Origin of the sequence: Enterococcus casseliflavus, from assembly GCF_029215545.1 — a bacterium.
GTDB lineage: Bacteria > Bacillota > Bacilli > Lactobacillales > Enterococcaceae > Enterococcus_D > Enterococcus_D casseliflavus.
The window spans coordinates 1,002,977-1,014,260 of the sequence record NZ_CP119393.1 but is presented as its reverse complement, the minus strand read 5'-3'; the positions used below and the strand labels follow the sequence as shown (position 1 = coordinate 1,014,260).

The following is an 11,284-nucleotide window of genomic DNA, read 5'->3' as shown; positions in this document are numbered from 1 at the left end:
TAAAGGTTTGCCTTTTTTTCAATCTTTGATAAGATTGTGAGTGGACTATGACTATAAACCTTAGGAGTAAGATACATGACCTATAAAGCATTAACTTTTTTTGATCTTGACGGTACGCTTTTAGATGAACACTCGCAAATCACATCCGAAATCGCTGAAGCGATGGCGATGTTGCGAAAAAACCAAGTACTGCCGATCATTGCAACGGGAAGAACCGAACCTGAAGTTACCGCCATTCGTGAAGCAGCTGGGATCACCTCGAACATCGTTATGAACGGTGCCTTTATCCGTATTGACGGCAAAGAAGTTTTTTCCGATACCCTTGAACCCGAACTTTGCGCACGGATGTTCCAAGCAGTGAAAGACAATGGCGATGAACTGTGTTATTACAATGAGAAAGGCTATTGGGCGACTGGACATACTGAGGAAATGATTGGTGCGTACAACTACGTCCGCAGTCCTTTACCAGAAATCGATCCTCTGCATTATGAAACAGATCGGACCAATATGTTGTTGGTTTTAGGTGTCGGCAACGATGCTTATTATCATGAGCGTTTTCCAGAATTAACTTTTTATCGTAATACCCCCTTTTCCATCGATGTCGTAAAATCTGGCACCTCTAAAGGGACGGGCGTAAAAACCTTGGTAGAATTGTTGGGTCTAGAAGATGTACCTACCTTCGGCTTTGGTGACGGCAGCAACGACTTCGCTCTTTTAGAAGCCTGCGACCACAAAATTGCAATGGGAAATGGAATTCAAGAGTTGAAAGAGTTGGCAGACTTCGTGACCCTGAAAAATACCGAAGGCGGGATCGTGCACGCCCTGAAACACTTTGACTTAATCTGATTCTTTGCATACAGGCAAAACTATGGTATACTAATGAATGGTAGCGATACCCCTTTTATCAAGGGGATGTTACGGATTCGACAGGCATAGTTGAGCCTGAATTGCGCTTCGTAGGTTACGTCTACGTTAAAACGTTACAGTTAAATATAACTGCTAAAAACGAAAACTCTTACGCTTTAGCTGCCTAAAAACAGTTAGCGTAGATCCTCTCGGCATCGCCCATGTGCTCGAGTAAGGGTCCTATTCTAAGTGGGATACGTTTTATCTTTCCGTCTGTAAGATAAAAAAGAGATCATCAGACTAGCGATACAGACTGCCTGTCACTCGGCAAGCTGTAAAGCGAACCTTCAAATGAGTTGACTATGAGCGTAGATTTTTAGGTAGCAATATGTTTGGACGCGGGTTCGACTCCCGCCATCTCCATAAAGAAAAATCGATTAGATTTTCGTAGTTTTTCCTAAGTGTTCAAAACCTTGATTTAAAGAGGTTTTGAACACTTTTTTTGTATTTTCGGATTCGCAATGTTTTTCGTAGTTTTTCTTATTTGGTAGTCATTTGGTAGTCAAATGGTGGTCAAATTTTATCTTCGCATCGATGTGCTTTTCCTCGCTTTTCTTAGATTGTATTTCTTATACCGATTGAACCTAAATTAATTGTTCAAGTGAAGTCAGATGCTTTTTTAAGCAATCAATGCTCTTCAATGGCGTACCTTCTCACCAAATTGTATACGAATCTCTTTTTTGCGAGTTTTTCTTGGGCTGATTTTTTTACTCTATTTTTGATTTAAGGCTTTTTACTCCTTAGTATCTTTAGATACACTTTTTTTCCACTCCTGTTTTGTGTTCTCAACGGCTTTCTTTGCTTCTAAAATAGTTATTTTCCCTGCCTCATCGCATGAAATTTTTTGAAGATGTTTCTTTTCATCAAAGCTTGATGTAAGTTTCATAATCTGCTTGATCATCAGCAATCTATGATAGTTCGTTGCTGGCTTGATATGACTCTGCCTCAGTAAAAAAAGTGCTAATTAAAGTGTTTTCGATTTCTCTACAATTTCCTTTACTCGTTCACAAAAACTATCTGGATTCATTCCAGGTTCCATTTTCTCAGCCTCATCAGGAAGTAAATCATTCAGGTACAATGTAGCTTCCTTGTTTTCGGTATACATTTCCTCGTAGTGATCGACTAAATAATGTTCCAAATCTATGGAAAACATAAAAAAATTGATTTCTTCGGAAAGTCCTTTTTTAATAAAATTGAAAAATTTATCCATTCATCACACCACCTTGACTAAAGTTTATCAAAATATTACAAAGCGTTCTTTACCTTCTCCTTGAATCTTGTAAGGTCTTCTTAAAATTTAGCATGTTCCTTCTTCTCTTTATGATCCTCAGTATCAATTTTTCTTCCAATCAAACAATTAGTGATTTATGTTCCATTCCTCTGTCCACCATAATTTTATGTACAATAATAGTACTCAACCATTGATTTATGATTGAGTGCTATTTATCTTCTATTAACTCGATTGATTTCAAATCTGATTCAGCATAGATTGCGGATCCAATTGATATTTCTTCTTCTCCAGAAACAGAGGTATACCCATCAGTTTTAATCGCTTATTTTCATCTGTATAGAATCTACCCGTCTGTTATGCCTCGCAGAAACGACACAACGCTTAGAATCGTACGTGATCAAATGATAATCGCCTTCCCTTCTTTCTTATCCTTTGATATGATGTTTGCATCAAACGAAGGACGTGATTAAATGAAACTGACCTTATTGGCACCCTCTTTTTCTGTCATCCAAGTAGAGCGTATTGATCCTTCGATACTGAAGATCGTTCCTCTATTTTTTGCCCATACGTCAGAAGAACTTTCTTTGGTGTTACCAACGGCAAAGGTTCCAGCTGAAACACTAAACAGAGAAGATGGATGGAAAGCGATGAAAATAATTGGTGTGCTGGACTTTAGCTTAATTGGCATTATTGCAAAAATCTCTTCCCTTCTAGCCGAGGAGTCAATCAGTATTTTTGCTGTTTCTACCTTCAATACTGATTATATTTTAATCAAGGAACATCAGGTAGAACAAGCTCGTACTGTTTTAACCGCCAATGATTATTCCTTTGTCAATTGAGAAAAACTTGTTCTTCCTTACGATAAGTTACTCTCGCTCGCTTTATGAAATACAAAAGAACGACTGAACCAAAGAAGTTCAGTCGTTCTTTTGTATTTCACTTGTCGTTTAACAAAGATAAGAGTACTAGGTATCCCAAATAAAAGACTTCCCCAAGCTTTCATTTGCCCCAGTACTCTTCATTGCTCGTTGTTAAGATAATCATAATACAAAAATGATTTTTATTCAATAAATATGCTTTAAAAATAAGCAAAATGCTATTTTGTGACAATTTATAGGGGTTTCACTTCATTTCTAGCTAATATTCCCTATATCTGTTTATATTCTAAATGGTTCCATGAAGCATCAGTTGATGAGATGCGATCCCTTCGATAGCGATCCTCCTTCTTTTAAAGTTTTGAATTTGAGAAAATTCAGCCTTGTCAATCTCGCCTTCTCATGCTACCATGATTATGCAAACGTTAACATAAAAATGCACACGTGAACATTAATTTGAGGAGGATTTTTAATGGCAAAAATTACAGATGTACAAACAGCGTATTATCGAATACCTCTTCCAGAAATCATGGAAGATGCGAAACACGGCTTACACACCCACTTTGAAGTGCCTATCGTCAAGATCGTTACTGATGATGGACGTGAAGGGGTTGGCTATACGTATACTGGTGGCTTCGGTGGCGAATCGATCGCCAAACTGATCGATAAAGAACTAAAAGCGATCCTTTTAGGGAAAGATCCAGCATGTGTGGAAGCCTTGTGGGATCAGATGAACTGGGGAATCCACTATGTTGCCAGAGGCGGTTTAGCAAGTTTTGCCATTGCGGCTTGTGATATCGCCTTGTGGGACTTACGTGCGAAAAAAGCACAAGAACCCCTCTACAAACTTTTAGGCGGCGCAAGCAACAAAGTAAAATGCTATGGTGGTGCGATTGATCTAAACTTTCCTCTTGAAAAACTCTTAGCCAATAATCAAAAATATTTAGACATGGGATTAAAAGCGGTCAAAATCAAATTGGGACAAAAAACACTTGCCGAAGATATTGCTCGAATAAAAGCGGTCAGAGAATTGATTGGTCCCGATGTTGTCTTTATGGTGGATGCCAACATGAGCTGGTCTGTTGAAAAAGCGATCAAAGCCGCCAAACTGATGACGCCTTATGACATTTTGTTCCTTGAAGAACCAACGATCCCCGAAGATTACGAAGGCTACGCTCGTATCGCTAAAGAAGGGCAAATTGCGGTGGCAGGCGGAGAAAACTTGCGCACCCCTATCGAATTTGCTCATATGATCAAATATGGCAATGTCGATTTTCCGCAACCCGACGCTTCCAATTGCGGTGGGATCACCGGCTGGTTGAAAATTGCTGCCTTAACACAAACAAGTAACTTATCTGTTTCTACACATGGCATGCAAGAATTGCACGTTAGTCTACTGGCAGCGATGCCTAACGCTGGGTATCTCGAAATGCACAGTTTCCCAATCGATCAATACACCACGAGACCGTTAGTGATCGATCCATCCGATGGCTGTGCGATTGCCCCAGAAGAACCAGGGATTGGCGTCACCTTTGACTGGGAGAAACTTGCTCCTCATAAACAACCCTTTTAACTGAAAACCCACGCTGATTTCCTTTAGGATGAGGAAATCAACGTGGGTTTTTATTACAGAATCAATGGTTTTTCTTCAAATGGAAGCCACCGTTCATCAATCAGGGAACGATACCAAGCGGCTGATTTTTTTAATGACCGAGTCCGTTCTTCATTCAGCTCGATTCGTACGAGACCATAGCGGTTTTTGAACGCATTCATAGGTGAAACACAATCGGTAAATGCCCAAAGCATATAGCCTTCGCAGTTGGCGCCTTCCTCGACGGCTTTTAGCAGCCAGTAAAGATGTTCGGTAATAAACTGAATCCGATAATCATCTTGGACTTGACCTGTGGCATCCATATACTGTTCTTCATTTTCCCGCCCCATACCATTTTCAGTGATCAGCCATGGAATATTGCCATAATTTTCTTTAAGATAATTAGCCATATCGTACATGACCTTCGGATAGATTTCCCAGCCACGGGAGTTATTCATTTGTTTTCCTGGCAAATCAAAGGTCTCATAAAAAATTTCTGGATGAAATGGTGTATCCGAATGCCATTGATATCGTGGTGCCCGCACGCGTTTCGGGTAGTACTGATTGACACCTAAGAAATCCACCGTATGGGTGCGGATCGTTTCCAAATCTTCTTCTGTCGGATCAAAGTAGATGTCATAGGTTTGGCAAAGTGTGATAAGTTCATTTGGATAATGCCCCTTGACCATTGGATCAAAAAAGATTCGGTTGAAAAAAAGATCGTACATTTTTTGTGCGTTTTGATCCTCCGGTGAGGAAGAGCGTGCGTAAACCATTTCTGGATTCAGTACACAACCGATGCGCCCCTCGTAGCCTTTTTCATGATAGACAGCCACCGCTTGGGCGGATGCCAATACTTTGTGATAGTTCCAAAGCATCCATTTTTTTGTGTTTTGCTCATGGGGCCAACGTATCGCATCGAGATAGCAACGAGTCTGAATAACGATCGGCTCATTGAAGGTAAACCACTGTTTGACTCGATCACCGTAACGCTCGAAGGCGATTTCGGCATAACGAGTATATAGATCGACCACTTTCCGCGAGCTCCAGCCATCATAGGCATCCATCAAACTAGCTGGCAGTTCATAATGTTCCAAACAAAGCATCGGTTCGACCCCAGCCGCAAGCAATTGGTCGATAAGCTGATCAATATGAGCAGCATAATCTTCGTCAACGATCAGCTGTTCATGGTCGGTAAAGAAGCGCGCCCAGTTGATCGATGTTCGGTAATGGGTCAAATGAACTTCTTGCATCAGTTGAATATCTTCTGAAAACTTTTCCATAAAATTCGTCGCAACAACCGGCCCGTAGCCATTATGCCAGACAAAGCGTTCTTCTTTGTACCAGCGGTCGAGATACGAATCTTGTCCTTCTTTCTTTCCTTGCCAGCCTTCTGTCTGCCAAGCAGACGAAGCAGCCCCTAAAATAAATGTTTCAGGTATTTTTACCATTTTTTTAAAACTCCTTTATGCAACTTCATTGGTCGTACGATTCATTACCAAAACAAAAGGTAGATAGATCAAAATTGCCACGACAATACAGATAACTTGCGTGATCACAGCCCCGATATCTCCAGCAGTAGCTAGATAAGCATTGACGATCGGTGGCATCGGCCATGGGACCATTACCACGGCTTTAGCGGCAAAGCCTAGACTTGTCGCCACGTACCCAATCGTTCCTGTTACTAACGGTGTCAGGATAAAGGGAATCGCCAAAATGGGATTCAGCATAATTGGCATTCCGAAGATCACTGGCTCATTGATATTGAAAATCCCAGGTGCTAATGACAATTTAGTGATTTGGCGCATGTCCTCCCGCTTGCCGACGATCAAAATCGCAATCAGCAACCCAATCGTAACCCCAGAACCGCCCATACTCATATACATATCCCAAAACGGCATCGTAATAATATTGGGTACTTCTTTTCCAGCTTCAAAAGCTTCCGTATTGACAGCGATCGCTGCCAGCAACAATGGTTCGCGAATGGGTTTGACCATCTGGTTCCCATGAATCCCGATGACCCAAAAAACTTGTGCGATAAACATCAACAACAAGATACCTGGCAATCCTTGGACGATTCCTTCCAGTGGTCGTTGGACGACATTGTAGATGATATCGTAAGCATACATCCCTGTGAGTGCTTTGATAGCAAAACCAGCGGTGGCGATGATGGTCACGGTGAAAATCGTTGGAAACAATGCCGAAAAACTTGCCGAAACATTCCCAGGAACACTATCAGGCATCGTGATCTGCAGCCGTTTTTGTCTTCCTAACCACGCATAAAGCTCGATGGAAACGATCGCAACGAACATGCCTAAAAATAGGCCTTTCGTGTCAGTATATTGCTTAGCCAGCACGTTTTCGGCAACCACCGTCGCATCTTCGTGCAAAAATTCAAAGATCATTGGATTAACAGAAAGATAAGACATTACTGCGATGATTCCTGGAAAGACCCCAGAAATATTATTTAATTTTGCTAGCTCAATCCCGATCAGAAACACTGCATAGATCGTTAAGAAACTCAACGTCACATAACTGACCGCAGATGAGATCGGTTTTAAACTTTCTAAAAAGCGCAGTGCCTCGATTTGTGCCAATCCATTTTCAGCATCAAAAACCATTGCTGAAAACAATGTACCAAACGCTCCTGTAATGATTACTGGAATCAAAGCAGCAAAAGCATTTTTAATGACCATGATGTAGCGTAAATTGTTGATCCTATTGGCAAACTTTCCTAAAACGTCAGCGAGTCGATCCATAAATCCTTGCATAAAACTCCCTCCTATACCCCTATTCTTCAATTGTTAGAAAACGATTACATTACAAATGTAATTCATTTCCTGAAGAATGTAAACGCAGGAAAAGCCTTCAAAACAGGGTATGTAAAGCTCCAAGTTTACATACTTCGTTTTATCACTTATTATTATTTTGAGGTGAAGCAAATGGCGAACTACCATGACATCGCTGCCGATTTACGGAGCAAAATCAATCACGGGTTTTACGAAGAAGAGAAAAAATTGCCGAAGCAATCCGAACTGGCTGCGGATTATCAAACGAGCCGCGTGACAATTCAAAAAGCATTGAATATTTTACAAATGGAAGGCATTATTTACGGTAAAAAAGGCACGGGTACGTTTATCAGTGATTCCTATTCAACCTTCGATTACAACGCCAAGATCAATCGCGGGCTGACGAAGCGCCTTGGAGAGACAGGAAAAATCACCAGCAAGATCATTTCTTTTGCCATTCTTTTTCCCGATGAGAAAGAACAAGAAAAACTAAAAATTCGCAGTGACCAGCAAATTTATGATATCGTTCGTCTGCGTCTATTTGACGATGTACCCGTTGTTTTAGAATATACCATCATGCCGCTTCATGTCATTCCTGGCATTACCGAAGAAGTCTTATCCTCTTCCGTCTATAGCTACATCACGAACCAACTCCACTCCTCGATTGGAACATCTGTCCGTCGTATCAAAGCGGATCGTGCAGACACCTATGACCAGCAATACTTAGCTTGTGCCGCCACCGATCCCATTTTAGAAGTTGAGCAAACGGTTTACCTCGGCGATGGGACGCCTTTTGAATTTTCCCAATCACGGCACCGCTATGATATGGGGGATTTTATTGTTGTAAATAATTAATACGCTGCGGATCAAGTGCCTCTAAGTGAGGAGCGATACGCAGCGCATTTTACTTAAAAATATTGCTGATAGACTGTTTGACCAATTTCTCTTAGCCAACTGATCCCTTGACCACTACCGGTTTTATCATAGGAAAATGCCGCAATGATGATCGTCGTTTCATTGGCTTGTAAATACGCTACATCGTGTTCGATGCGGTCAAGACGGCCTGTCTTATTAAAAATGCGGCAAGCGGGCTGCGCAGTTTCCGCAAAATTTCCCGCTAATCCTTCTTGAAATTGCTGCTGATTTAAGGGTGAAAACCCTAGTGCAGCTTCTTCTCGTTTAACACACTTTAGTAGTAGTTTAGCAGCCGCCGAGGGGGTCAAGCGGTTCTCTTTGTCTTTGATCGGTCGCATCATATACCGTTCAAATTGAATCTCTGGCTCCTGAATCCAGGCCTGAAGCGTGGGCAACCCTACTAAGTCCAATAGTACATTGGTCGCAGTATTATCAGATACGGCGATCATCGCCGTGAGAAGTTCACTGATGGTCCAACCTTTCTTCTGAGGAAAAAGACGGATCACCCCAGCACCACCTGTCAGATCAACGGCGTTCACACCGATCAGCTGTTGCGGATCGATTTTTTCTTCGTTAATCTGTTCAAGATAATAGGCATACAAAACAAGCTTACTGATACTCGCTGCCGAAAACGACTTTTGACTCTGATAGTCAACAAGACATTCCGTTGGCGTACCGATCCATAAACCCATTTCCAAGGTTGTCTGATAGTTTTCTAGAATAGGCTTAATTGCTACACGCAAGTCATCTTTTCCCATCAAATGCCCCTTTCCTTACGATCATGAAAAGAATGTTCATGATCATTCCTGTGATGCATTCGGCTGGTTTTGCCAATAACGCGCCACAACTGCGAGTTCTGGTTCATAATTAGAGCCAGTGATTTTGGTTTTCATGACCCGTGACCCAGGTGTTCTTGAATGAATCATTTCGTCATCCCCCAAATATAGACCGACATGATGGACTTCGCCTTTTCCTTCTTCATAAGCAAACAGCAGCAGATCCCCTGGTTGTGCCTGACTGTAAGGTACGATGTTTGCTTGTTGTGCTTGCTCGATCGTATCTCGGGGGATTAAAATACCATGAAGTCGATGCAGCGAATACATGAATCCAGAACAATCAAAGCCACTGCCGCTAATGCCTGCCCAGACATAGGGCTGGTTTATAAATTGTTCTGCTAAGGCTATTATTTTTTCTGGGAGCTTTGCCCATGTGTCCGATAGGACGTGAGCAAAAGCTTTAGCGATCGTTGCTGGTCCATTAGGCGTAGCCACTTGATAGGAATCTGCGGTTTCCCCAACAAGTGGTAAAACTGTTCCAAAAGAAACAAGTCGTGTGGTCGAGTCAAAAACAAGCACGGCTTCTTTTGCAATCACCCCAATCCTTCTTTTAGCTGGTGAATAATCTGGTGGCAATGGCTTCAATACCTCGTTCGGCAGATAACCGGGATACCCGAGTGGGTGTTTATTGCTTTTTTGATCCAAGACGATCACATGGGACCAACCATCCGTTTGGGTGATGACTTCTACTATCGTCCCATATAATACTTCGGAGTCCACTAAGCTTTCCTGATAAAGCCGCATCGTATCTTCATCAGTCAAAAAAGTGTGCAGCGCTTCTAAAGGAAATGCTTTGATTTTTGCTAGTACTTTGTTTTCTTTGGGTTCCTTCCATAAGAAGGAAGAGCCAGCCTGAACAATTTGTTTCATCTTTGCTCCTCTCATAACTATTTATTCGTTGATTCCTAGACCGATGCGTTCGGTGACTCTCAAACTTCCTGGACGCTGAAGAATCCCTTGCATTTCAGGGGAAGTCGTTTGGGTCTCCCACATAAAAGGAACGTCCAGATCATAAAATTGGACGTCGGCCATCCCCAAGGCAAAATGGGCGGCTGCCGCCATTCCCCCATACCCTTCAATCATCGAACCGACCATCACTGGCATTTGATGCTCTTTTGCCAAGTGATAAATTTTTTGTCCCTCTTTGATCCCGCCGCTTTTCATCAATTTAATGTTCAAATAATTGCAGCAGTTTTCAGCAATCAAACGCTTGGCATCCTCATAGGAAAAAAGACTTTCATCAGCCATGATTGGAATCGTCGTACGAGCAGTCACATAGCTGAGTCCAGCAAAATCATGGGCTTTTACTGGCTGTTCAACAAACTCGATCGGAATGTCTTGCCATTGGTCTAAAATCTGCACCGCTTCTTCTTTGGTCCAGCCTTGATTCGCATCAATTCGAAAGGGAATCTTTCCTGCCAAGCGTTCATTGATGCGGCGAATTTTCGCAACTTCCTCTTCGATCGTTCCTGCCCCTAGTTTGATTTTCAAGGAGCGAAATCCTGCCTGGACTTTCGCTTGGGCATCATGCAGCATCTGCTCCTGTGAGCCAACACTGATCGTATAGTCGGTTGTCAATGTATTGGCAGAACCACCTAAATAGCGGTAAAGAGGCAAGTTGGCCGCTTTTGCCAGTGCATCATGCAACGCGATATCAATCGCCGCTTTAGGGCTCGTATGATGCTGGATCAACGCATGAAGTTCATCCATTACTAGCAATTGGGCATCTACCTTTCTGCCTAACAGGAACGGGGCAAAGACCGTTTCGATATCTTTTAAAATACTTTCTTTTGTATCACCGGTGATCACTTCGGTAGGTGCTGCTTCTCCGATGCCAACGATCCCATTATCAAAAAAAAGCAGCACTCGAATCACTTCGACGGCGTGCACTTCTCTGAGCGCCGTTTTAAAGGGTGCATTCAGCTGGATCGGAATTCGTTTGGTTTCAACTGCTGTGATTTTCATTGGTGTTCCTCCCAAAAAGAAAAGCAGTTCTTATCTAGCTAAAATGAATACGTCATTGTTCGCTGCTAGAAAAAGAACTGCTTTATTCCTTGTTATCAAGTTGGTAAACATTCTAGTAACGTTTTTCTCGTCTGCTGCCCTCTTTAACGAAGTCAGACAATGAATAGACAAAAGGA

General features: G+C 42.1%; 11 protein-coding genes and 1 other RNA gene. 5 read left to right on the top strand and 7 right to left on the bottom strand.

Annotated elements, in window-relative coordinates:
* The first annotated feature begins 75 nt into the window (after nt 1–75).
* Both P0G38_RS04850 and ssrA read left to right on the top strand, forming a co-directional pair.
* Entirely contained in the window at nt 76–846 is a 771-nt protein-coding gene (locus tag P0G38_RS04850) for a Cof-type HAD-IIB family hydrolase (protein ID WP_005231883.1), read from the top strand.
* Nucleotides 847–908: 62 nt separating this feature from the next.
* Nucleotides 909–1,272, top strand: a transfer-messenger RNA (tmRNA) gene (ssrA, locus tag P0G38_RS04845).
* A gap of 367 nt (nt 1,273–1,639) precedes the next feature.
* Here ssrA and P0G38_RS04840 read toward each other — a convergent pair.
* The gene (locus tag P0G38_RS04840; protein ID WP_240934873.1) at nt 1,640–1,792 is read right to left on the bottom strand and encodes a 3-oxoacid CoA-transferase; all 153 of its coding nucleotides are present in this window, start codon (nt 1,790–1,792) and stop codon (nt 1,640–1,642) included.
* A 78-nt stretch (nt 1,793–1,870) separates the two neighbouring features.
* Complete coding sequence (locus P0G38_RS04835; RefSeq protein WP_074536011.1) at nt 1,871–2,116, bottom strand: nitrogenase subunit molybdenum-iron protein alpha; 246 nt, start codon at nt 2,114–2,116, stop codon at nt 1,871–1,873.
* A 491-nt stretch (nt 2,117–2,607) separates the two neighbouring features.
* On the opposite strand from P0G38_RS04835, the gene P0G38_RS04830 reads away from it, so the two are divergent.
* Together P0G38_RS04830 and P0G38_RS04825 are read left to right on the top strand one after the other, a co-directional pair.
* Nucleotides 2,608–2,976, top strand: a complete 369-nt coding sequence (locus P0G38_RS04830; RefSeq protein WP_010749708.1) for an ACT domain-containing protein — start codon at nt 2,608–2,610, stop codon at nt 2,974–2,976.
* Between the two features lie 508 nt (nt 2,977–3,484).
* Nucleotides 3,485–4,585 carry a mandelate racemase/muconate lactonizing enzyme family protein gene (locus tag P0G38_RS04825; protein WP_275854155.1) on the top strand — a complete coding sequence of 367 codons (1,101 nt, stop codon included), beginning with the start codon at nt 3,485–3,487 and terminating at the stop codon, nt 4,583–4,585.
* A gap of 53 nt (nt 4,586–4,638) precedes the next feature.
* Here P0G38_RS04825 and P0G38_RS04820 read toward each other — a convergent pair whose 3' ends face one another.
* The gene (locus tag P0G38_RS04820) at nt 4,639–6,054 is read right to left on the bottom strand and encodes a glycoside hydrolase family 1 protein (RefSeq protein WP_275854153.1); all 1,416 of its coding nucleotides are present in this window, start codon (nt 6,052–6,054) and stop codon (nt 4,639–4,641) included.
* Between the two features lie 15 nt (nt 6,055–6,069).
* Entirely contained in the window at nt 6,070–7,374 is a 1,305-nt protein-coding gene (locus P0G38_RS04815; RefSeq protein WP_275854151.1) for a PTS sugar transporter subunit IIC, read from the bottom strand.
* 171 nt (nt 7,375–7,545) lie between these two features.
* Between P0G38_RS04815 and P0G38_RS04810 the strand changes: the two genes are divergently transcribed.
* Nucleotides 7,546–8,247 carry a GntR family transcriptional regulator gene (locus P0G38_RS04810; RefSeq protein WP_010749712.1) on the top strand — a complete coding sequence of 234 codons (702 nt, stop codon included), beginning with the start codon at nt 7,546–7,548 and terminating at the stop codon, nt 8,245–8,247.
* A gap of 53 nt (nt 8,248–8,300) precedes the next feature.
* On the opposite strand, the gene P0G38_RS04805 is transcribed toward P0G38_RS04810, so the two are convergent.
* From P0G38_RS04805 to P0G38_RS04795, 3 genes are read right to left on the bottom strand one after another with little or no spacing between them, the layout of a single operon-like run.
* Nucleotides 8,301–9,065 (bottom strand): serine hydrolase, encoded by a 765-nt coding sequence (locus tag P0G38_RS04805; RefSeq protein ID WP_275854148.1) that lies wholly within the window; start codon nt 9,063–9,065, stop codon nt 8,301–8,303.
* A 42-nt stretch (nt 9,066–9,107) separates the two neighbouring features.
* A complete protein-coding gene (locus tag P0G38_RS04800; RefSeq protein WP_275854146.1) occupies nt 9,108–10,013 on the bottom strand; it encodes a C40 family peptidase in 906 nt (301 codons plus the stop codon).
* A 21-nt stretch (nt 10,014–10,034) separates the two neighbouring features.
* Nucleotides 10,035–11,108 carry a dipeptide epimerase gene (locus tag P0G38_RS04795; RefSeq protein ID WP_060792528.1) on the bottom strand — a complete coding sequence of 358 codons (1,074 nt, stop codon included), beginning with the start codon at nt 11,106–11,108 and terminating at the stop codon, nt 10,035–10,037.
* Nucleotides 11,109–11,284: the final 176 nt, after the last annotated feature.

What these genes read in the sequence shown, in the direction of transcription:
- P0G38_RS04805 (WP_275854148.1), bottom strand. Translation starts at nt 9,065, where the DNA reads ATGGGAAAAGATGACTTGCGTGTAGCAATTAAGCCTATTCTAGAAAAC.
- P0G38_RS04820 (WP_275854153.1), bottom strand. Translation starts at nt 6,054, where the DNA reads ATGGTAAAAATACCTGAAACATTTATTTTAGGGGCTGCTTCGTCTGCT.
- P0G38_RS04825 (WP_275854155.1), top strand. Translation starts at nt 3,485, where the DNA reads ATGGCAAAAATTACAGATGTACAAACAGCGTATTATCGAATACCTCTT.
- P0G38_RS04835 (WP_074536011.1), bottom strand. Translation starts at nt 2,116, where the DNA reads ATGGATAAATTTTTCAATTTTATTAAAAAAGGACTTTCCGAAGAAATC.
- P0G38_RS04795 (WP_060792528.1), bottom strand. Translation starts at nt 11,108, where the DNA reads ATGAAAATCACAGCAGTTGAAACCAAACGAATTCCGATCCAGCTGAAT.
- P0G38_RS04800 (WP_275854146.1), bottom strand. Translation starts at nt 10,013, where the DNA reads ATGAAACAAATTGTTCAGGCTGGCTCTTCCTTCTTATGGAAGGAACCC.
- P0G38_RS04840 (WP_240934873.1), bottom strand. Translation starts at nt 1,792, where the DNA reads ATGAAACTTACATCAAGCTTTGATGAAAAGAAACATCTTCAAAAAATT.
- P0G38_RS04810 (WP_010749712.1), top strand. Translation starts at nt 7,546, where the DNA reads ATGGCGAACTACCATGACATCGCTGCCGATTTACGGAGCAAAATCAAT.
- P0G38_RS04815 (WP_275854151.1), bottom strand. Translation starts at nt 7,374, where the DNA reads ATGCAAGGATTTATGGATCGACTCGCTGACGTTTTAGGAAAGTTTGCC.
- P0G38_RS04850 (WP_005231883.1), top strand. Translation starts at nt 76, where the DNA reads ATGACCTATAAAGCATTAACTTTTTTTGATCTTGACGGTACGCTTTTA.
- P0G38_RS04830 (WP_010749708.1), top strand. Translation starts at nt 2,608, where the DNA reads ATGAAACTGACCTTATTGGCACCCTCTTTTTCTGTCATCCAAGTAGAG.